General features: G+C 69.9%; 16 protein-coding genes. 10 read left to right on the forward strand and 6 right to left on the reverse strand.

Translation table 11 applies throughout. The features are described from left to right. The first annotated feature begins 3 nt into the window (after nt 1-3). From EOE66_RS00800 to EOE66_RS00810, 3 genes are all read left to right on the forward strand, one after another. Entirely contained in the window at nt 4-1,362 is a 1,359-nt protein-coding gene (locus EOE66_RS00800; protein WP_128226798.1) for an aminopeptidase P family protein, read from the forward strand. An 8-nt stretch (nt 1,363-1,370) separates the two neighbouring features. Continuing rightward, on the forward strand, nt 1,371-3,095 hold the full coding sequence (locus EOE66_RS00805; protein WP_128226799.1) for a DUF885 domain-containing protein: 1,725 nt from the start codon (nt 1,371-1,373) through the stop codon (nt 3,093-3,095). A gap of 190 nt (nt 3,096-3,285) precedes the next feature. Then, nucleotides 3,286-3,963, forward strand: a complete 678-nt coding sequence (locus EOE66_RS00810) for a PEP-CTERM sorting domain-containing protein (protein ID WP_128226800.1) — start codon at nt 3,286-3,288, stop codon at nt 3,961-3,963. Nucleotides 3,964-4,078: 115 nt separating this feature from the next. Here EOE66_RS00810 and EOE66_RS00815 read toward each other — a convergent pair whose 3' ends face one another. Both EOE66_RS00815 and EOE66_RS00820 read right to left on the reverse strand, forming a co-directional pair. Then, a complete protein-coding gene (locus tag EOE66_RS00815; protein WP_128226801.1) occupies nt 4,079-4,738 on the reverse strand; it encodes a DedA family protein in 660 nt (219 codons plus the stop codon). A gap of 21 nt (nt 4,739-4,759) precedes the next feature. After that, nucleotides 4,760-6,616 carry an ABC transporter ATP-binding protein gene (locus EOE66_RS00820; RefSeq protein ID WP_128226802.1) on the reverse strand — a complete coding sequence of 619 codons (1,857 nt, stop codon included), beginning with the start codon at nt 6,614-6,616 and terminating at the stop codon, nt 4,760-4,762. An 82-nt stretch (nt 6,617-6,698) separates the two neighbouring features. On the opposite strand from EOE66_RS00820, the gene EOE66_RS00825 reads away from it, so the two are divergent. The 3 genes from EOE66_RS00825 to EOE66_RS00835 all read left to right on the forward strand — a co-directional run bounded on the left by EOE66_RS00825 (nt 6,699) and on the right by EOE66_RS00835 (nt 10,145). Continuing rightward, a complete protein-coding gene (locus tag EOE66_RS00825; protein ID WP_128226803.1) occupies nt 6,699-7,676 on the forward strand; it encodes a LysR family transcriptional regulator in 978 nt (325 codons plus the stop codon). A gap of 149 nt (nt 7,677-7,825) precedes the next feature. Beyond that, nucleotides 7,826-9,631 (forward strand): fasciclin domain-containing protein, encoded by a 1,806-nt coding sequence (locus EOE66_RS22325; RefSeq protein ID WP_310733080.1) that lies wholly within the window; start codon nt 7,826-7,828, stop codon nt 9,629-9,631. A gap of 61 nt (nt 9,632-9,692) precedes the next feature. Then, on the forward strand, nt 9,693-10,145 hold the full coding sequence (locus EOE66_RS00835; protein WP_128226804.1) for a fasciclin domain-containing protein: 453 nt from the start codon (nt 9,693-9,695) through the stop codon (nt 10,143-10,145). A gap of 68 nt (nt 10,146-10,213) precedes the next feature. On the opposite strand, the gene EOE66_RS00840 is transcribed toward EOE66_RS00835, so the two are convergent. Next, nucleotides 10,214-10,816 carry a hypothetical protein gene (locus tag EOE66_RS00840; protein ID WP_128226805.1) on the reverse strand — a complete coding sequence of 201 codons (603 nt, stop codon included), beginning with the start codon at nt 10,814-10,816 and terminating at the stop codon, nt 10,214-10,216. Between the two features lie 131 nt (nt 10,817-10,947). Between EOE66_RS00840 and EOE66_RS00845 the strand changes: the two genes are divergently transcribed. The 3 genes from EOE66_RS00845 to rsmA are packed head-to-tail and all read left to right on the forward strand — an operon-like array spanning nt 10,948 to nt 15,493. Next, nucleotides 10,948-13,335, forward strand: a complete 2,388-nt coding sequence (locus EOE66_RS00845; RefSeq protein WP_128226806.1) for an LPS-assembly protein LptD — start codon at nt 10,948-10,950, stop codon at nt 13,333-13,335. Next, complete coding sequence (locus tag EOE66_RS00850; protein ID WP_128226807.1) at nt 13,328-14,674, forward strand: peptidylprolyl isomerase; 1,347 nt, start codon at nt 13,328-13,330, stop codon at nt 14,672-14,674. The genes EOE66_RS00845 and EOE66_RS00850 overlap by 8 nt, the downstream gene beginning before the upstream one ends. 48 nt (nt 14,675-14,722) lie before the next feature. Then, nucleotides 14,723-15,493 (forward strand): 16S rRNA (adenine(1518)-N(6)/adenine(1519)-N(6))-dimethyltransferase RsmA, encoded by a 771-nt coding sequence (rsmA, locus tag EOE66_RS00855; RefSeq protein WP_128226808.1) that lies wholly within the window; start codon nt 14,723-14,725, stop codon nt 15,491-15,493. A gap of 235 nt (nt 15,494-15,728) precedes the next feature. On the opposite strand, the gene EOE66_RS00860 is transcribed toward rsmA, so the two are convergent. The 3 genes from EOE66_RS00860 to EOE66_RS00870 form a co-directional block, all read right to left on the reverse strand. Further along, nucleotides 15,729-16,124, reverse strand: a complete 396-nt coding sequence (locus EOE66_RS00860) for a barstar family protein (protein ID WP_128226809.1) — start codon at nt 16,122-16,124, stop codon at nt 15,729-15,731. A 56-nt stretch (nt 16,125-16,180) separates the two neighbouring features. Continuing rightward, nucleotides 16,181-16,618 (reverse strand): guanyl-specific ribonuclease, encoded by a 438-nt coding sequence (locus tag EOE66_RS00865; protein ID WP_164884949.1) that lies wholly within the window; start codon nt 16,616-16,618, stop codon nt 16,181-16,183. Between the two features lie 125 nt (nt 16,619-16,743). Beyond that, the gene (locus tag EOE66_RS00870) at nt 16,744-19,077 is read right to left on the reverse strand and encodes an NADP-dependent malic enzyme (protein ID WP_128226810.1); all 2,334 of its coding nucleotides are present in this window, start codon (nt 19,075-19,077) and stop codon (nt 16,744-16,746) included. A gap of 206 nt (nt 19,078-19,283) precedes the next feature. On the opposite strand from EOE66_RS00870, the gene EOE66_RS00875 reads away from it, so the two are divergent. Then, entirely contained in the window at nt 19,284-21,464 is a 2,181-nt protein-coding gene (locus EOE66_RS00875) for a PAS domain-containing sensor histidine kinase (RefSeq protein WP_375137447.1), read from the forward strand. The last annotated feature ends 7 nt before the right edge of the window (nt 21,465-21,471 follow it).

The following is a 21,471-nucleotide window of genomic DNA, read 5'->3' on the forward strand; positions in this document are numbered from 1 at the left end:
CGCATGATCGACACCCTCACCTACCAACAACGCCGCGCCGAACTGGCGCGCCGTGTCGGCCACGGCCTGGTGCTGCTGCCGGGCCATGCCGAAAGCCCGTGCAACTACCGCGACAACTGCTACCCCTTCCGCCAGGACAGCACGCTGCTGTACTTCAGCGGCCTGGCGGTGCCCGACATCGCCCTGCTGCTGGACTGCGACAGCGGCCAGACCACGCTGCTGGCCGCCGACCCGCACCCCGACGACATCGTCTGGACCGGCCCCGTGCCCAGCCGCGCCGAGCAGGCCGCGCGCGCCGGCATCGAGCACCACGCACCTCTGTCCAGCCTGCAGGCCCTGGTGGAACAGGCCCAGGCCCAGGGCCGCACCGTGCACCGCCTGCCGGTGGCCCGCACGGGCGAGGCCACCGGCGCCAGCGCCGCGCTGCTGCATGCCGTGGTGGCCCTGCGCGCCGTGAAGACGGCCGACGAGGTGGCGCAGATCGAGCAGGCCCTGCACACCACGCGCGACATGCACCTGCTGGCCTTGCGCCAGGCGCGCGTGGGCGTGGCCGAACAGGCGGTGGTGGGGGCCATGGAAGGCCTGGTGGCCGCACGCGGCCTGCGCATGGCCTACCCGGTGATCTTCAGCAGCCGTGGCGAGATCCTGCACAACCACCACCACGACCAGACGCTGCAGGCCGGCGACCTGGTGGTCAACGACAGCGGCGCCGAATCGCCGCTGGGCTATGCCTCCGACATCACGCGCACCATCCCGGCATCGGGCCGCTTCACACCGCTGCAGGCCGACCTGTACCGCGTGGTGCTGAAGGCCCAGCAGGAAGCCATCGCCCTGCTGAAGCCCGGCGTGCCCTACCGCCAGGTGCACGAGCACGCCTGCACCGTGCTGGTGGACGGCATGATCGGCCTGGGCTTCATGCGCGGCAACGCGGCCGAGGCCGTCGAACGGGGCGCGCACGCCATCGTCTTCCCCTGCGGCACCGGCCACATGCTGGGCCTGGACGTGCACGACATGGAAGGCCTGGGCGAACAGCACGTGGGCTACGGTGAAGGCAACACACGCAGCACGCTGCCCGGCCACAAGTACCTGCGCATGGCGCGCGCGGTGCAGCCGGGCTTCGTGCTGACGGTGGAGCCCGGCCTCTACTTCAACCCCTGGCTGGCCGCGCAGTGGCAAGCGCAGGGCCTGCACACCGACCTCATCGACTACGGCGCCATGCAGCGCCACATGGCGCAGTTCCGCTCGGGCGGCATCCGCATCGAGGACGACGTGCTCGTCACCGAACACGGCGCCCGCGTGCTGGGCCCGCACATCGCGCGCACGGTGGAAGAAGTCGAAGCCGCCTGCGCAGGCGCTGAGTGAGGGCCCCGATGGACAAGCACAACACCCACAACGAAAGCGAAGCCGCCTTCGACCGCCTGGTGGAGGACGAATGGGCCTGGCGCCTGAGCGAGTTTCCGCGCCTGGCCACGCAGGCTGGCGAGCACCAGCACGACCACCGCCTGGAGCGCATGGACGCCGACAGCCTTGCCGCGCGCCTGAGCCGCTGGCGCAGCACGCGCGAGGCGCTGCGTCGCATCAGCGCCGAGCAGCTGCCGCCCGGCCGCCGGGCAGACCACGCCGTCTATGCCAACCAGATCGACACCCTGCTGGTGGAGCTGGAACACGGCGGCGCCTGGATGCCGCTGGACGGCGACTCGGCCTTCTACAGCTACCTGCCCGAGCTCTGGCGCGAGCAGGCGCTGCACACCGCCGAGCAGCTGCACAGCCACCTGGGGCGGCTGGCTGCCATCGAAACCTACTTCGACGACCACATCGAACTGTTGACCGAGGCCTTGCAGCGCGGCCTGGTGCCGCCGGCCGTGGTGATGCAGGGCCGCGACGCGCCGCTGCAGCAGATGCTGGCCTGGGGCGATGCCCGCGCCACGCCCTACTTCAAGCCCTTCCTGCAACGGCCCACGGGCATCGCGCCGGCCGATTTCGAGAAGCTGACGCAAGAAGCCGAACGCGTGATCGCCCAGAAGGTGCTGCCGGCCTACGCCAAGCTGGCCGACTTCATGCGCCACCAGTACCTGCCGCGCACACGCACCACCACGGCGGCACGCGCACTGCCCGGCGGCGAGGGCTTCTATGCCGAGCGCGTGCGCGCCTTCACCACGCTGCCGCTGACGGCCGAGCAGGTGCACGAACAGGGCCGCGCCGAGGTGGCGCGCATCCTGGACGACATGCACCGGCTGATGCGCGCCTGCGGCGCCCACGGCACGCTGGCCGACTTCCTGGCGCAGCTGCGCAACGATCCGCAGCACTACCCAACATCGGCCGAAGCGCTGCTGGGCCGTGCCTCCTGGATCGCCAAGCGCGTGGACACGGTGCTGCCGCGCTTCTTCGGCAAGCTGCCGCGCCAGCCCTTTGGCGTGGCGCCCGTGCCCGACGATCTTGCGCCCTTCTACACCAGCGGTCGCTACGTGCCCGCCGCGGCAGACAGCGACCAGGCGGCGCTGTACTGGGTGAACACCTGCAAGCTGGAATCCCGCGCCTGGTACGCGCTGCCGGCCCTGACCCTGCACGAGGCCGTGCCCGGCCACCACCTGCAGTTTGCCTTGGCCGCCGAGAACACCAGCCAGCCCGCCTACCGCCGGCTGGAGGGCCTGTCGGCCCACAGCGAAGGCTGGGCGCTGTACGCCGAGTTCCTGGGCAGCGAGATGGGCATCTACCAAACGCCGCTGGAAGAGTTCGGCCGCGCCAGCTACGAGATGTGGCGCGCCTGCCGCCTGGTGGTGGACACGGGGCTGCACTGGCTGGGCTGGACGCGTGAGCAGGCGCAGGCCTACCTGCGCGAGCACACCGCCCTGAGTGAACACGAGGTCACCACCGAGGTCGACCGCTACATCGGCTGGCCCGGCCAGGCGCTGTCGTACAAGGTGGGCGAGATGCAGTTCCGCAGCCTGCGCCGCGAGGCCGAAGGCCGGCTGGGCACCCGCTTCAGCCTGCGCGATTTCCACGACCACGTGCTGGCCCAAGGCTGCGTGCCGCTGCCGGCCCTGCGCAGCGCCGTGCAGGCATGGGCCGAAAGCCGCGCATCCGCACCGGTGTGAAGCCGTGTTCACAGCGAGCCCAGGGGGTGCCGGGTCACAGGCACGGGCGCAAGGCCCCTCGCATGAGGGGCCTTTGGGCTGGAACGGCCGGTTTCGGCTTGCCAGGGCCGGGGGCGCCTGTCAGATTAGGGGCGTGGGCCGGCGGGAACGTGGGGTTGCCGCGGCCGAGTGTCCATCCAGGAGGAAATCGATGTCTTTGAATCAATGGGCCGTGCGCACCGTCGCTGGCGCCGCCATGGTGCTGGCCAGCGTGGCTTTTGGCAGTGCCCAGGCGCAGACGAGCGTCAAGCCGATCACCGGCACCTTCGCCAAGGCCTCGGGCGGTGGTGGCAGCGCGTTCGCGCCGGCCAACCCCAATGCAGCCGCCCCGGTGCCGATGAGCGACCTGGTCATCAGCGCCGCCGGCGTGGCCAGCTTCGACGGCCCGGCCGCCCCTGGCAACACGGTGCTGACCTTCAACCTCGCCCCGGGCGCGCTGGTGGACGCCATCGCCTACAACCTCTCGCTGGCCACGGTGGGGGCGAGCTGGCTGTCGGAGGCCACCATCTCCTTCCTGAACTCCAACGGCGACGGCGTGGTGCTGACGGCAGGTTTCGGCGACGACGCCCCGGGCACCGGCACCTACGCCGACAGCGCACTGCTGTCGGAGTTCGGCCTGTCGTTCAACGTCGGCGCCGATGGCCTGCTGATCGTCGAGTTCTATGAGAGCTTCGACGACGTCGAAGGTGCGATCGATGCCAACTGGACGGCCGGCAGCGTCACGCTGGGCAACGTGGGCGCGATTCCCGAGCCGGGCACCTACGCGTTGATGGGCCTGGGCCTGCTGGCCGTGGTGGGTGCGGCTGCCCGCCGCCGCCAGCAAGGCTGAAGCGCCGGTTGCCGCCGGGCCGCCAGGCCCGGCCAGCGCTGAAACAAGAAACCCCGCGGGCGCCAAGCTCGCGGGGTTTTCTCTTTTGGCGCCTCGAGGGCAACCTTGGGCAAGCTCAGGCCGCCGTGCCTTCGGCCGTCTTCTGCCGGCTGGCCTTCCAGGCGCCGAAGATCACCAGCAGCCCGGGGATGAGGATCATCGCCCAGATGATCATCGACAGGTTCTTCTGCACCCAGGGCAGGTTGCCGAAAAGGTAGCCCGCCAGCGTGAGGCCGCACACCCACAGGATGCCGCCGCCGACGTTGTAGAGCGTGAACTTGCTGCGCGTCATCTCGCCCACGCCGGCCACGAAGGGCGCGAAGGTGCGCAGGAAAGGCGCGAAGCGCGCCACCACGATGGTGATGCCGCCGTACTTCTCGTAGAAAGCGTGCGTGCGGTCGAAGGCGGCACGGTTGAACCAGCGTGAGTTCGGCCAGCTGAAGACCTTGGGCCCGAAGTAGCGGCCGATGGTGTAGTTGGTCTGGTCGCCCAGGATGGCCGCCAGCGTCAGCAGCACCATCGCCAATGGCAGGCTCATCAGCCCCAGGCCGCAGAGCGCGCCCACCACGAAGAGCAGGCTGTCGCCGGGCAGGAAGGGCATCACCACCAGCCCCGTCTCGACGAAGATGATGAGGAACAGCAGCGCATAGACCCAGGCGCCGTAGGCCTGCACGAAGGCCGCGAGGTGGTCGTCGACGTTCAGGATGAAGTCGATGAGAAAGCTGATGATTTCCATGGCGGCGCGGATTCTCGTTGCTCAGGCGGCCGGCAGGTCTTCCAGCAGGAAGCCGCCGCTCTGGTGTGCCCACAATTTCGCGTAGTGGCCGTTCTGCGCCAGCAGTTCGGCATGGCTGCCCTGCTCGACGATGCGCCCCTGCTCCAGCACGATGAGGCGGTCCATGCGCGCGATGGTGGACAGGCGGTGCGCGATGGCGATCACCGTCTTGCCTTCCATCAACCCGAGCAGCTGCGTCTGGATGGCGAGTTCGACCTCGCTGTCCAGCGCGCTGGTGGCTTCGTCCAGCACGAGGATGGGCGCATCTTTCAGCACCACGCGCGCGATGGCGATGCGCTGGCGCTGCCCGCCGCTGAGCTTGACGCCGCGCTCGCCCACGTGGGCCTCGTAGCCGGTGCGGCCCTTCCAGTCTTGCAGCTGCAGGATGAACTCGTGGGCCTGGGCCTTCTTCGCTGCCGCAACGATGTCGTCCATGCTCGCGCCCGGCCGGCCGTAGCCGATGTTGGCAGCGATGCTCCGGTGCAGCAGCGAGGTGTCCTGCGTGACCATGCCGATGGCCGCGCGCAGGCTCTCCTGCGTGAGTTCGCGCACGTCATGGCCGTCGATGCGCAGGCTGCCCGTTTCCAGATCATGGAAGCGCAGCAGCAGGTTCACGAGCGTGCTCTTGCCCGCGCCGCTGCGGCCGATGAGGCCCACGCGTTCGCCGGGGCGGATGACGAGGTTCAGGTCGTCGAGCACTCGTCTGCCGTCGTTGCGGCCATAGGTGAAGGTCAGGTGCTCGAAACGCACCTCGCCGCCTTCGGGCGCGGGCTTCACCACCAGCTCGCGCGCGGCCGGGGCGTCGTTCATGGCGTGCGGCACGGCGATGGTCTCCATGCCTTCCTGCACCACGCCGATGTTCTCGAAGATGCCCGTCACCTCCCAGCTCACCCAGCCGGCCACGTTGGCGATGGTCCAGGCCAGCGGCAGCGCGGTGGCCACGGTGCCGGCGTCGATCTGCCCCTGCCCCCACAGCGTGATGCCGATGGCCGCGGTGCTGACCAGCAGCATCGCGTTCAGCGCCGACAGCGTGGTCATGAAGGTGGTGATCAGGCGCATGTGCGCCTGGATGGCGCCGGTGTGCTCCTCGATCACCTCGCGCACGTAGGCATCTTCGTCCTTCGAGCGTGCGAAGAGCTTGACCGTGAGGATGTTGGTGTAGCTGTCCACCACGCGCCCCATCACCATGCTGCGCAGTTCGCTGCTGGTCTTGGCCAGGTCGCGCATCCTGGGCACGAAGTGGCGCAGGAAGAACACATAGCCCGCGAACCACAGCGCCGTGGGGATGGCCAGGCGCCAGTCGGCCAGGCTCATCAGCACGGTGGCCGAGAGGCCGTAGACCAGGATGTACCAGACCGCGCGGATGGAGCTCACCACGCAGTCGCGCAGCGCATTGCTGGTCTGCATCACGCGGTTGGCGATGCGGCCGGCGAAGTCGTTCTGGAAGAAGGGCCAGCTCTGGCGCACCACGTGCCAGTGGCTCTGCCAGCGGATGAGGCTGGTGACGCCGGGCACCACGGCGTTGTTGCGCACCAGGCTGTCGAGCATCAGCGCGAAAGGCCGGCCCAGCAGGATCAGCAGCGCCATCGCGATGAGCATGGGCATCGCGTCGGCCAGTGCCGCCGCGCGGTCGCTGGCCTGCATCAGCCGCACCAGCTTGCCGATGAACACCGGGATCAGCGTGTCGATCAGCGCCACCAGCAAGCCCGTGAAGAACATCGCGCCGAACAGGCCCTTGGTCTGGCGCACGTAGTGCCAATAGAAGGCCATCAGCCCCGCGGGCGGGGCGCTGCCCGGGCGGGCGGTGGGGCGGATGCGGGTTTCGAAGAAGGCGAACATGGATGCGGACGATTGTGGCAGTGCCCCCCGAAGGGCGCCGATGCCGCAAGAATGCAGGCTCACGCTGCAGGAGAGCCCCACCATGGACCAGCTGCGCGCCATGCGCGTCTTTGCCCGCGTCGTCGACGACGGCGGCTTCGCCAAGGCCGCGCGCTCGCTGGACATGGCGCCGCCCGTGGTCACGCGCCTGGTGGCCGAGCTCGAGCAGCACCTCGGCGCGCGCCTGCTCACGCGCACCACGCGCCGGCTCTCGCTCACCGAGGTGGGCGAGCGCTACCTCGACAAGGTGCGCGGCATCCTGGCCGACGTGGACGAGGCCGCGGCCATCGCCGCCGACGCCACGCTGCTGCCGCGCGGCCACCTGCGCCTGCTGTGCCCGCCGGCCATCGCCGTGCACCAGCTGGCCAAGCACATGCCGCGCTTCCAGGCCCAGTACCCGCAGGTGACGCTGGAGATCACTTCGCCCGGCCCGGTGGACACCATCGACGACAGCTACGACATCACCATCTTCGCCAGCCGCGAGCTGCCCGATGGCGACTTCATCGCGCGGCGCCTGGCGCGCAGCGAGGTGGTGGTGTGTGCATCGCCCGACTACCTCGACCGCCGCGGCCGCCCCCAGCACCCCACCGAGCTGCCCGACCACGAGGCCGTGGTGCCGCCGATGGTCGCGCAGCAGCGCGGCCTGGTGTTCTTCAGCGGCCCGATGAACGGCGGTGCCCAGCGCGTGGAAGTGCCCATGCGCGAGCGCAACGCGCTGTCCACCACGCACATCGACACCATGTATGCCGCCGCCCTGGCAGGCCTGGGCATCGCCGGGCTGCCCAGCTACGTGATCGAAGACGCCCTGCTCGAGCATGCGCTGGAGCGCGTGCTGCCCGAGTGGCGGCTCTTCGACATCACGCTGTGGGCGGGCATGCCCTCGCGCCGCTACCTGCCGGCACGCACGCGCGTCTTCCTCGATTTCCTGCTGCAGATCTTCGGCGGCGAAGACCGCGACCCCTGGCTGCAGGCCGCCGGCTGCGCCACGCCCTGGAATGGGCCGATGCCGGCGGCCGGATGATCCCGCCCCGCATTTGCGACTGAGTCGTTACAACAAGACCGTACAGTTGTTAATGTGAACTGATCAGTTCACACTCCGGCCGCCGCAGTTCAAGAACCCTGCGGTGCGGCGCCTCGCCGCCTTTGATGCCCCCGCCGGAGGAACCCCCGATGCAACACTGGACACGCCGACTGTTCGCGCTGGCAATGGTGTCGACGCTCGCCGCTTGCGGCGGCAGCGACGAGATCACGCTCGACCCGCCCCAGAACATCGTTCAGATCGCGCAGACCGACAGCCGCTTCACGGTGCTGGCCGAAGCCGTGGTCGCCGCCGATCTGGCCACCGCGCTCTCGGCGCCGGGCCCGCTGACGGTGTTTGCGCCCACCAACGAGGCCTTCAACGCCCTGCTCACCGAACTGGGCCTGACCAAGGCGCAGCTGCTGGCCAACAAGCCGCTGCTCACGGCGGTGCTGCAGTACCACGTGCTGGGCAGCCGCGTGCAGCGCGCCGACGTGCCGCTGGGCCGCGCCATCACGCCGCTGGCTGGCGGCATCTTCAAGGTGGACAACCGCAGCGGTGCGCTCGTCATCACCGACGGCCGCAACCGCACCGCCACCATCACCAGCACCGACATCAGCGCCGCCAATGGCGTGATCCACGTCATCGACAAGGTGCTGCTGCCGGCCAACCGCAACATCGTCGAGACCGCCATCGCCTCGGCGCCCGAGTTCAGCATCCTGGTGGAAGCGGTGGTCGCGGCCAACCTGCAAGGCACGCTCTCGGGCACCGGCCCCTTCACGGTGTTCGCGCCCACCAATGCCGCCTTCGCCGCCCTGCTCACGGAACTGGGCACCAGCAAGGAAGCGCTGTTCGCCGACACCGCCCTGCTGACGAAGGTGCTGACCTACCACGTGGTGCCCGGCCGCGTGCTGCGCGCCGACGTGCCGGTGGGCCCGGCCGTCACCACCGTCAATGGCGAGACGCTCACCGTCAACGCCTCGCTGGCCATCACAGACCGCCGCGCACGCACCGCAAACATCACGGCCACCGACGTGCTCACCAGCAACGGCGTCATCCACGTCATCGACAAGGTGATCCTGCCGGCCGACATCACGCTGAGCACGCAGCGCAATATCGTCACGCAGGCGCAGGCACTGCCGCAATTCAGCATCCTGGTGGAAGCCGTGGTGGCGGCCAACCTGCAGGGCACGCTCGCGGGCACCGGCCCCTTCACGGTGTTCGCCCCCACCAATGCGGCCTTCCAGAGCCTGCTCACCGAGCTGGGCCTGACCAAGGCGCAGCTGCTGGCCGACGTGCCGCTGCTCACCGCCGTGCTGCAGTACCACGTGCTGGGCGGCCAGGTGCTGCGCGCCCAGGTGCCGGCGGGCCAGGCCATCACGCCGCTGGCCGGTGGCATCTTCAAGGTGGATGCCGTGAACGGCGCGCTGGTGGTCAACGACGGCCGCAACCGCAAGGCCACCATCACCGCCACCGACATGCGCACCAGCAACGGCGTCATCCACGCCATCGACAAGGTGCTGCTGCCGGCCAACCGCAACATCGTCGAGACCGCCATCGCCTCGGCGCCCGAGTTCAGCATCCTGGTGGAGGCCGTGGTCGCGGCCAACCTGCAGGGCACGCTCTCGGGCACGGGCCCCTTCACGGTGTTCGCGCCGACCAACGCGGCCTTTGCTTCGCTGCTCACCGAACTGGGGGTGACCAAGGAAGCGCTGCTGGCCAACACCGCGCTGCTGACCCAGGTGCTGACCTACCACGTGGTGCCCGGCCGCGTGCTGAAGGCCGGCGTGCCCGTCGGCCCCGCCATCACCACGGTGCAGGGCGGCACCTTCACGGTCAACAGTGCGCTGGCCATCACCGACGCGCGCGGCCGCCGCTCGAACATCACCGGCACCGACGTGCTCACGAGCAATGGCGTCATTCACGTCATCGACAAGGTCATCCTCCCGGCGCCGTGAAGCGGGCCGCCGTTCTTTGCACCGTTCCTGTTCCTTGTTCAACCCTGAAAGAGAAGTCACCATGAAGAAGATCCTCATCGCCGCCGCCCTGGCTGCCAGCACCCTGGCCGTGCAGGCCAAGGACATCGTCGACACGGCCGTGGCCGCCGGCAGCTTCAAGACCCTGGCCACCGCACTGCAGGCCGCCGGCCTGGTGGACACGCTCAAGGGCAAGGGCCCCTTCACCGTGTTCGCGCCCACCGACGAGGCTTTCGCCAAGATCCCCAAGGCCGACCTCGACGCGCTGCTGAAGGACAAGGCCAAGCTCACCGCCGTGCTGACCTACCACGTCGTGCCGGGCAAGGTGATGGCCAAGGACGTCAAGGCCGGCATGGTCAAGACGGTGCAGGGCGGCTCGCTGACCATCGGCACGAAGGGCGGCGTGACGGTCGACAACGCCAAGGTCGTGAAGACCGACATCGTGGCCGACAACGGCGTCATCCACGTCATCGACACCGTGGTGCTGCCGAAGTAATCACACCCTTTCGGTGTGTGCCGGGCGCGGGGCCTTGCGGGGCCGCCGCGCCCTTTTTCATGGGCGGGCTAGAAGGTGTAGCCCGCGCCCACCTCGCCCCCGGGCTGGGCCGGCAGCAGGCGCAGCAGCGGCTTGAGCGGGCTGTAGCGCAGCGCCACCTTGGCCACGGCCGCGAGCAGCCGCGCCTCGGCCTCGGCCGTGCCAGCGCCGGCCGACAGGCGCTGCAGGTGCTGCATCAAGGCCGCCCATTCGATGGCTTGCCAGCAAGCGCCGAAATCGGGGTCGACCGGCAGGCCGGCACGGCGCGCGCCTTCCCACCAGCGGATGGCGAGGTCGAGTTCGACGGCTTCGTCCTCGTGCACCCCCTCGGCGCGCAGCAGCAGCGCGATGTCATGCACCAGCGGCCCCAGGCCGGGGCCCTTCTGCAGCGGCACCACAGGCTGCGCCGCCTCGCTCATCAGCAGGGCCTGCGAGACACGCGCCCACCCGCCCAGTTCGGCCTCGGTCCACACGTGCCCGCGGGCATGCTGCTGGCACCACGCCGCGAAGGCCGCCAGCGCAGCCACACCCGCGCTGGGCGCCGAGCCCGCGTCATCGCCTGCGGCGACAGCCGTGGCCTGGAACTGCAGCAGCGCCTGCAAGGGCGCCCGCGCGGGGTCTGGTGCGTGCATGGGGACGGGGCCATTCGCGCCGGGGCGCATGGAGGGGTGGGTGGCGAGAGGCCTGCAAACCCCTCATGGATAATGAATTCTAAGAACCGGCCGCGTCTGGCACGGCCCCACCCGCCCCCCTCTTGCACCCGATGCGTTACACCCCGCTGGCCCTGGCGGCGGGCCTCCTGGCCGGCGCCGGTGCAGCCCGTGGGCAGGCGCCCCCTGCGCCCCTGCCGCCGCCCGCCGCCAGCGCCGCGGCCTCGGCCGCATCGGCCCCAGGCGGCGGCTCGGCCTTGAAGCTGGAGGCCAGCCGCCTGCTGCAGCCCCTGCCGCGCGGCGAGGCCGCCAAACGCCTGCCCATCGTGCTGCAGGCCGACCGCATCACCAGCCAGCCCGACCTGGAGACGGTGGCCGAAGGCCGGGTCGAGTTCCGCCGCGGCGGCACCGTGATCAAGGCCGATCGCCTGGCCTACGACACCGCGCAAGACCAGGCCGCGGCCCAGGGGCAGGTGCGCATCAGCCGCGCCGGCGCCATCTACACCGGCCCCGAGTTGGTGCTGCGTGTGCAACGGTTCGAGGGCTACTTCCTCACACCCGCGTTCGAGTTCACGCAGCTGGGCGCCGGCGGCCGCGCCGAGCGCATCGATTTCCGGGACAGCGCACGTTCGCGCGCCACCAGGGCCGAGTACACGAGCTGCCCGCGCGACACGCCCGAAGAACCCGCCTGGGTGCTGCGCACCGACCGCGTGAGCCTCGACCTCGACAAGAACGAAGGCGTGGCCGAAGGCGCCGTGCTGCGCTTCCTGGGCGTGCCCATCCTGGCGCTGCCGGCGCTGAGTTTTCCGCTGTCTGACGCACGCAAGTCGGGCTGGCTGCCGCCCTCGATCAACACCGACAACCGCAGCGGTGTCGAGCTTTCGGTGCCCTGGTACTGGAACATCGCGCCGCAGCGCGACGCCACGCTCACGCCGCGGCTCATCACACGCCGTGGCCTGGGCCTGGACACCGAGTTCCGCTACCTGGAGCCGCGCGACGAAGGCACGGTGAACTTCGACTGGCTGCCGCACGACCGCCTGACGGGCCGCTCGCGCCAGGCGCTGCAATGGCAGCACCAGGGCGCCACGGGCAGCGGGCTGCGCTACAGCGCGGACCTGGTGCGCGTGTCCGACGACGAGTGGTGGAAGGATTTTCCGAACGCCGGCCGCAGCCTGACGGCGCGCCTGCTGCCGGGCCGCGTGGCCCTGGAGCAGCCGCTGCAGTCTGGAGAGGTGCAGGGGCTGGCCTACCTGCGCGCCCTGCGCTGGCAGGTGCTGCAGGGCTCGGACGCCGCGGTGGTGTCGCCCTACGAGCGCACGCCGCAAGTGGGTGTGCGCCTGGGCTGGCGGCGCGACGGCTGGGACGTGGCGGTGGAAAGCGAATACAACCGCTTCACCCTGCCCACAGGCACCGAGAGCCGCGCCGGGCGCCAAGGCGGTGAACGGGTGCACCTGCTCGGCCACGTGAGCCACGCGCTGCGCGAACCCGGCTGGTGGCTGGTGCCGCGCCTGAGCGTCAACGCCGCTGCCTACCGCAACGACCTGCACAAGACCGGCCGCGTGATCCCCACGCTCAGCGTCGACACCGGCTTCGAGCTCGAGCGCCGCACCACGGCTTTCGGCCGGGCCCTGCTGCAGACGCTGGAACCGCGGCTGCTCTACGTGCGCACGCCCTACCGCGCACAGAGCCAGCTGCCCAGCTACGACGCGGCGGCCAAGGACTTCAACTTCGTCTCCATCTACACAGACAACCAGTTCTCCGGCGTGGACCGCGTCAACGACGCCAACGCGCTGACCGCCGGCGTCACCACGCGCTTCGTCGACGCCGTCACCGGCGCCGAGGCGCTGCGCCTGGGGCTGGTGCAGCGCTACCTGTTCCGCACGCAGCGTGTCACGCCGCAGGCCGACGGCTCGCCCGACGGCGCGCCGCTGGAGCAGAAGTTCAGCGACGCGCTGCTGCTCGGCAGCACCAGCGTGCTGCCCGGCTGGACGCTGGACGGCGCGGTGCAGTACAGCACCGACATCCAGCGCTCGGTGCGCTCCATCATCGGCGTGCGCTACTCGCCGGGGCCCTTCCGCACCATCGGCACCACCTACCGCCTGGCGCGCGGCCTGTCCGAGCAGATGGAACTGGGCTGGCAATGGCCGGTCTATGGCGGCAGCAAGGCGAAAGAAGGCGGCAAGGCGTGCAGCGGCACCTGGTATTCGGTGGGGCGTGTGAACTACAGCCTGAAGGACAGCCGCATCACCGATTCGGTGCTGGGGCTGGAGTACGACGCGGGCTGCTGGATCGGCCGCTTCGTCGCCGAGCGCCTGTCCACCGGCCGCAGCGAAGCCACCACGCGGCTGATGCTGCAGCTGGAGCTGGTGGGCCTGTCGCGCATCGGGTCGAACCCGCTGAGGGTCTTGAAGGACAATATCCCCGGTTACCGCCTGCTGCGCGACGAGCGCAGCGCGGCCTCATCCGCCGACGAACGGCCCACCGCTCCTGTCCATGACTGAACCCCTTTTCTGCCTGCGCCCTGCCGCGCAGGCCTTGCGCATCGGCTTCGGCGTTGGCCTTGCAGCGCTGTGCCTCGGCCTGGGCCCCTGGGCCGAGGCCCACGCCCAAGCCCGCACCCGCAGCGGCGACTACATCGCCGTGGTCGTGAACCAAGAGCTGGTGACAGCCGGTGAAGTCGACCGCCGCATGGAGCGCGCCCAGGCCGAGGCCGCGCGCGGCGTGCGCCTGCCCCCCGAACCCGAACTGCGCCGCATGATGCTGGACGCGCTGATCGACGAACGCGTGATGATCAGCAACGCCCGCGAGAGCGGCATGCGGGTCGACGACGGCGAGGTCGACCGCGCCATCCAGAGCATCGCGGCGCAGAACCAGATCACGCTGCCGGTGCTGCGCCAGCGCCTGGCCGCCGAAGGCACCGATTTCTTCCGCTTCCGCGCCAACATCCGCGAGCAGATCATGATCGAGCGCCTGCGTGAGCGCGAGGTCTACCAGCGCATCAAGATCGCCGACGAGGAGGTCGACAAATACATCGAAGAGCAGCGCGCCGCGGCCAACGCCGACGCCGAGACCAACCTGGCGCAGATCCTGGTCACCGTGCCCGAAGACGCCGATGCCGCCACCGTGGCCGCACGCCGTGCCGTGGCCGAGCTGGCGCTGGCCCGCGTGAAGGGCGGCGAGGCCTTCGAGACCGTGGCCCGCGAGGTGAGCGAAGACGCCAACCGCGCACAGGGCGGTGTCATCGGTGCCCGGCCCGCTTCGCGCCTGCCCGATGCCTTCGTCGAAGCCACCAAGGCGCTCAAGCCCGGCGAGGTGACGGCGCAGCCGCTGCGCACCGGCGCCGGCTTCCACCTGCTGAAGGTGGTGTCGCGCAAGGAGGTGGTGCTGGGCCAGGTGCAGCAGACCCGCTCGCGCCACGTGCTGCTGCGCACCTCGCCGCAGCTCACGGCCGAGGTGGCCGCACGCCGCCTGGCAGAGTACCGCCGCCAGATCGAGGCCGGCACCAAGACCTTCGACGCCATCGCCCGCGAGTTCAGCGAAGACGGCTCGGCCGCCGGCGGTGGCGACCTCGGCTGGTCGTCGCCCGGCACCATGGTGCCGGAGTTCGAGCAGGCGATGAACGCGCTGCCGATCAATGGTTTGTCGGAGCCCGTGGTCTCGCGCTTCGGCGTGCACCTGATCCAGGTGCTCGAGCGCCGCGAGCAGGCGGTGGAGCTGAAGCAGCTGCGCGAGCAGGCGCGCAACGTGCTGCGCGAGCAGCGCTTCGACCAGGCCTATGCCGAGTGGACGAAAGAGCTGCGCTCGCGCGCCTACGTCGAGTACCGCGAGCCGCCGCAGTGAGCCGGCCTTCCCGGCTGGGCCCGCTGACGTGAACCCCGGTTCGGCGCGATGAAACACGTCGCCCGCAAGCGCTTCGGCCAGCACTTCCTGACCGACGACGCCGTCATCGACGACATCGTGCGCTGCATCAACCCGCTGCCGGGGCAGGCGCTGGTGGAGATCGGCCCTGGCCTGGGCGCGATGACCTTTCCGCTGCTGCAGCGCTGCCAGGCGCTGACCGTCATCGAGCTCGACCGCGACCTCGCCGCCCGGCTGCGCAAGCAGGCCGGCCTGAACGTCATCGAGGCCGACGTGCTGAACGTCGACTTCGCCGCGCTGGCCGATGCCGCAGGCCAGCCGCTGCGGGTGGTGGGCAACCTGCCTTACAACATCAGCACGCCCATCCTCTTCCACCTGCTGGGCGTCTTCGGCCGCGTGCAGGACCAGCACTTCATGCTGCAGAAAGAGGTGGTCGACCGCATGGCGGCCGCGCCCGGCAACAAGGACTACGGCCGCCTGAGCGTGATGCTGCAGTGGCGCTACCGCATCGAGAACGTACTCGACGTGCCGCCCGAGGCCTTCGACCCGCCACCGCGCGTGGATTCGGCCATCGTGCGCATGGAGCCGCTGCCCGCCGACGATGGCGTGGACGGCGCGCGCCTGGGCGAACTGGTGGCCGTGGCCTTCTCGCAGCGCCGCAAGATCCTGCGCGGCACGCTGGGCCGCTGGATCGCCCAGCAGGGCCTGGAGGTCGATTTCGATCTGCAACGCCGCGCCGAAGAGGTGCCGGTGGCCGAGTACCTGGCACTGGCGCGAACAGCGAAAACCGCCCAGGCATGAAAATGGGCTCCCGAAGGAGCCCTTGATGTTTGAGAACGCAAGACCTGGGGTCAGGCCGCGCTCAACCATGCAGCGGTATCGAACGCGCTGCTCATCATCGGCATGTTCATGCCGAAGTTCGGGTTGGTGCCGTTCTTGGGCACAACCTTGACTGCCGGTTTGACAGTCGCCGCCGTAGCGGTTGTCGGGGCCACCTCAGCAGCCCGCTCCCATGACCCGTTTTCCTGGGAGCGGGCTACTGAAAAGAATAGAAACACCTGAAGGGTATTCGTCGTTCGCCCCAGAACTCGGCGGCGTCGCGGAACACCTCCAGCAGCTGCTCACGCGCTTCGCGGTCGAAACGCGGGTTGTCGGGCAACTGCTCCAGCACGACCACGAAGCCCGGCTGCTGGCCGGCCTTGTGCACGAGGTCGGTCATGCAGTCGTACAGGGCGTCGAGGTTCTTGCCGAAGTGCGCCGGAAAGGTGAAAGCCTCGGCAATGCCTTCCAGCACTTCCTGCTTGGACTGCGCCGCCGACAGGTTGGCGTAGAGGAAATGCTGGCCGGCCGTGTCGGCCGCCTTCATCAGATCGTCGACACGGTAGGCCCGGATGGCCTGCACGATGTTCGAGCGGATGGTCTGCAACTCCATGGTCGCGATCCTCCTTGGCAAGGGCGAAAAGGTTTCAGAACTGGCGACACCGGCGTTCATGGGGCGATGCGTTGGAAACTCGCGTAGTGATCGCTGGTGTAGTAGCAGGTGTCGGGCTTCGTCGGCGGTGTGCCGCCGCAGACGATGCGGCGGGCACCCCGGTGACGCAGCCCCGGTGTTTTGACGGTGTACTCTCGGTAGTAGCCCCGGGGGTTCAAGGGCAGCAGGCGTTCGCGGTTGCCGAACACCGTGCCGTCTTTCGAGTAGGGGAACGGGCCGCCCGCAAGGATGAGTTTGTGGGTGGCTTGCGCCTCTGGCGGCAGGGTGACCAAGGCCACCGGTGGCACCCGAGAGGGGTTCTCAGGGGTGCGGGCGATGGCATTCGGCACCAGCCCACCGGACGCCAAGCCAGCGGCCACCACAACGGCAGCCCCCCACTTGTGCAACGCTCGCCGCAGCCCACTGCTCGACGAGGCCAGACCGGTCCGAAACACGGGTTTACCCTGAAAAATCAAACCAGAATGTTAGCGGAACCCCCCTAAAAACTCAAGCTGCTGCCCAAGAATGGGGCAGCAGGCAGGGGTACTCAGTGGGCGCTCACATGCCGGCGCGGGCTGTGTCAGGCGGTGCCGGGGCTGCGTCCGGCTGCGGCGTCGGCCACCGTCAGCGCGGTCATGTTGACGATGCGGCGCACGGTGGCCGAGGGCGTGAGCACATGCACCGGCTTGTCAGCACCCAGCAGCACCGGGCCGATGGCGATGCCGCCGCCCGACGCCGTCTTCAGCAGGTTGTAGGCGATGTTGGCGGCGTCGATGTTGGGCAGCACCAGCAGGTTGGCCTCGCCATGCAGCGTGCTGTTGGGCATGAGCTTGGCCCGCGCAGCGGGGTCGAGCGCCACGTCGCCGTGCATCTCGCCGTCCACCTCCAGCCAGGGCGCCTGCTCGCGCAGCAGCGCCAGCGTGCGGCGCATCTTGATGGCGCTGGGGGTGTCGTGGGTGCCGAAGTTCGAGTGGCTGAGCAAAGCCACCTTGGGCTCGATGCCGAAACGACTGATCTCCTCGGCCGCCATCACCGTGATCTCGCACAGCTCTTCAGGCGTGGGATCCACGTTCACGTGCGTGTCCACCAGGAAGACCTGCCGGCCCGGCAGCATCAGCCCGTTCATGCAGGCATAGACCTGCACGTCCTGCACCGTGCGCGGGCTGCCGCCGTGGCGCTTGCCGATGACCTGGTCGATGTAGTGCAGGTGCTGGGCCGTCGTGCCCCAGGTGCCGCAGAGCAGGCCGTCGACCTCGCCCTTGCGCAGCATCATCGCGCCGATCAGCGTGAGCCGGCGGCGCATCTCGATCTTGGCCATCTGCACACTCACGCCCTTGCGCTCGGTGAGCTGGTGGTAGGTCTGCCAGAAATCGCGGTAGCGCTCGTCGTGCTCGACGTTGACGACCTCGTAATCGAGGCCTTCCTGCAGGCGCAGGCCGAACTTCTCGATGCGCTGCGCGATCACCGCTGGCCGGCCGATGAGCGTGGGCCGGGCCAGGGCCTCGTCCACCACCACCTGCACGGCGCGCAGCACGCGCTCTTCTTCACCCTCGGCATAGGCCACGCGCTTGTGCGTGGCGCGCTTGGCAGCCTGGAAGATGGGCTTCATCGTCGTGCCCGAGGCGTAGACGAAACCCTTGAGCTTCTCGCGGTAGGCCTCGAGGTCGTGGATGGGCCGCAGCGCAACCCCCGACTCCACCGCGGCCTGCGCCACCGCCGGCGCGATCATCATCATCAGCCGGTGGTCGAAGGGCTTGGGAATCAGGTACTCGGGCCCGAAGCTCAGCGTGGCGCCGGCGTAGGCCGCCGCCACCACTTCACTCTGCTCGGCCTGCGCCAGGTCGGCGATGGCGTGCACGGCGGCGATTTCCATCGCGTCGGTCACCGTCGTCGCGCCGCAGTCGAGCGCGCCGCGGAAGATGTAGGGGAAGCACAGGACGTTGTTGACCTGGTTCGGGTAGTCGGTGCGGCCGGTGGCGATGATGGCGTCGGGGCGCACGGCCTTGGCCTCGGCCGGGTTGATCTCGGGCGTGGGGTTGGCCAGCGCGAAGATCAGCGGCTGAGGCGCCATCTTGGCCACCATCTCGGGCTTCAGCACGCCGGCGGCGCTCAGGCCCAGAAAGACATCGGCGCCTTCGATCACCTCGGCCAGCTTGCGCGCCGGGGTGCGCTGGGCGTAGACGATCTTGTCCTCGTCCATCAGCTCGGTGCGGCCCTCGTAGACCACGCCTGCGAGGTCGGTCACCCAGATGTTCTCGCGCTTCACGCCCAGCTTCACCAGCAGGCCCAGGCAGGCCAGCGCGGCAGCGCCGGCGCCGCTGGTGACGAGCTTGATCTCGCCGATGGGCTTGCCCACCACCTTCAAGGCGTTGAGCAGCGCCGCGCCCACCACGATGGCGGTGCCGTGCTGGTCGTCGTGGAAGACGGGGATCTTCATGCGCTCGCGCAGCTTGCGCTCGACGTAGAAGCAGTCCGGCGCCTTGATGTCCTCGAGGTTGATGCCGCCGAAGGTGGGCTCCAGCGCGGCGATCACGTCGACCAGCTTGTCGAGGTTCTTCTCGTTGATCTCGAGGTCGAAGACATCGATGCCGGCGAACTTCTTGAACAGCACCGCCTTGCCTTCCATCACCGGCTTGCTGGCCAGCGGGCCGATGTCGCCCAGGCCCAGCACCGCGGTGCCGTTGGTGACCACGGCCACCAGGTTGCCGCGCGCCGTGTAGCGGAAGGCGTTGGCCGGGTCTTCGACGATGGCTTCACAGGCGAAGGCCACACCCGGGCTGTAGGCCAGCGCGAGATCGCGCTGGTTGATCATCTGCTTGGTGGCGCTGATGGCCAGTTTGCCGGGGGTCGGGAACTCGTGGTATTCGAGCGCGGCCTGCTTCAGTTCGGCGGCTTTCTGTTCGTTGCTGGACATCGCGCAAGAGTCTCCTGGTGTGGCCGCGCCCCAAGCTGCGGGCGGGCGCGGATTGTAGGAGCGCAGTGTCAGTGCTGCGGGCCCTGGGCCCATGCGCGAAACTGCGTAGCCGCGCCCTGTTCGCCCCGGCCAATACTGCGGCCCATCCGCCTGGTGCCACCGCCGGACGCCCCCCACGTGCCCTGGACAACGCTGCGAGCAACGCCGTGAGCCCAACGCCCCCGCCGCCGGCCGCGCCCACCACCCACGGCGACGCGCTGGCCACGCCGCTGCCCGCTGCCGTTGCCCCGCGCCGCGCGCGCCGCGCGCTGCTCTGGGGCGCACTGGTGGCGCTGCTGGTGGTGGCGCAGACGCTGCTGGTGGCGCTGACGGTGCGCTACGAGGAATCGCGCGCGCAGGAAGAGGCCGACGCCGCCGCCGCCGAGGCCGCGGCCGAGGTGCGCCGCGCCCTGCTGGGCGTGGTGCAGACACTGCAGTCGCTGTCGTGGGTGGAGGGCGCACCAGGCGATGCCCGCGCCGCTGCCGAGGCCCTGCTGCGCACGCAGCGCGAGCTCAAGCGGGTGGAATGGCGCGCGCCCTCGCTGGCCGTCACCGAGGCGGCGCAGACGCCCTACCTGCCGCGCTTGTTCAACACCCTGCCCCGCGCCGAGTTGTCGATAGACGCCGAACTCGCCTGCAACGCGGCGCGCCGCAGCGCCGCGCCCACCTTCTCGCGCAGCTACTTCGTGCCGCTGCAGGCGGGCCTGGGCCTGGAGGTGATCGACCTCTGCCTGCCGATGCAGAACGCAGGGCGTGAGGCGGGGTTCCTCGTCGCCAGCTTCGCGCTGGCCGACCTGCTGGAAGCCTCGATCACCGCGCGCAGCCTGCGCCGCCACGAGATCAGCTTCGTCGAGGGCGATGGCACGCGGCTGGCGCGCGCCGGCGTGCCGCGCGGCGCGGGCGTCTACACCGCCGAGCGCGTGGTCGACCTGCACGGCGCCACGCTGCAGCTGCGCGCCGACAGCAGCGCCGGGCGGCCCAGCCTCATCCCCAACCTGGCCACCGCGCTGGTGCTGGGGCTGTCGATCGCGCTCTTCGGCCTGGTGCTGCTGCTGGCCCGCGACGTGCGCCGCCGCGCTTTTGCCGAAAGCGCGCTGGCCGAGGCGCTGGCCTTTCGCAAGGCGATGGAAGACTCGCTCTCCACCGGCCTGCGCGCACGCGACCTGCGCGGCGCCATCACCTACGTGAACCCAGCCTTCTGCGCGATGGTGGGCTGCAGCGCCGACGAACTGTTCGCGCCCAGCACCGACACGGGCGCGCCCTACACACCACCCTACTGGCCGCCGGAGTTTGCGGCCGAGTACCACCGCCGCCAGCAGCTGCGCCTGGGGCACGAGAGCGAGGGCCCGGCACCGGCCGACCCGCGCGACCCGCGCGAAGGCTGGGAAACCGTGTTCATGCGCAAGAACGGCGAACGCTTCCCGGTGATGATCTACGAGGCCCCGCTGGTGGACGGCCAGGGCCGCCACACCGGCTGGATGAGCGCGGTGGTCGACCTCAGCGCGCAGCGCCGCGTGGAAGAGCTCTCGCGCCAGCAGCAAGACCGCCTGCAGGCCACGGCGCGCCTGGCCACCGTGGGCGAGATGGCCAGCCTGCTGAGCCACGAGCTGAACCAGCCGCTGGCCGCCATCGCCAGCTACGCCAGCGGCTCGTTGAACCTGATGGCCGACCCGCAGATGCAGGCCAACCCCGAGATGCCCGCGATGATCCGCGGCGCGCTGGAACGCATGGCCGAGCAGGCCGAACGCGCCGGCCGCGTGATCAAGAGCGTGCACGACTTCGTGCGCCGCCGCGAGCAGCTGCACGAGACGCTGACGGCCGAGCGCCTGTTCGAAGCCGTGCTGCCGCTGGCGCGGCTGCAGGCGCGCAAGAGCGGCACGCGCATCGAGATCGACCTGCCCCCGGCCGGCGACGGCACGGCAGCGGCCAAGACGCCACGCGTGCGCTGCGACCGCACGATGGTGGAGCAGGTGCTGCTGAACCTGGCGCGCAACGCCATCCAGGCCATGGAAGGCCACACGCCGGCGGCCGAGCGCGTGCTCACGCTGCGCGCGCGCCAGACGCACCCGCGCTGGGTGACGGTGTCGGTCATCGACTGCGGCCGGGGCATCCCCCCCGACGTGGCCGCTCGCCTGTTCACGCCCTTCTTCACCACCAAGCCCGAGGGCATGGGCCTGGGCCTGAGCCTGTGCCGCACGGTGATCGAACAGCACGGCGGCGCGCTCGACCACGGCCCGGGGCCGGCGGGCCGCGGCACCGAGTTCCGATTCACGCTACCCGCTGCTGCGCCGACAGCTTCGGCGGCGCCCGAAAGCGGCGAAACTTCGGCTTCCCGCGCCACCGCCTGAAGCCGCC

Source organism: Rubrivivax rivuli (assembly GCF_004016505.1).
In the GTDB taxonomy this organism is placed as follows: domain Bacteria; phylum Pseudomonadota; class Gammaproteobacteria; order Burkholderiales; family Burkholderiaceae_C; genus Rubrivivax; species Rubrivivax rivuli.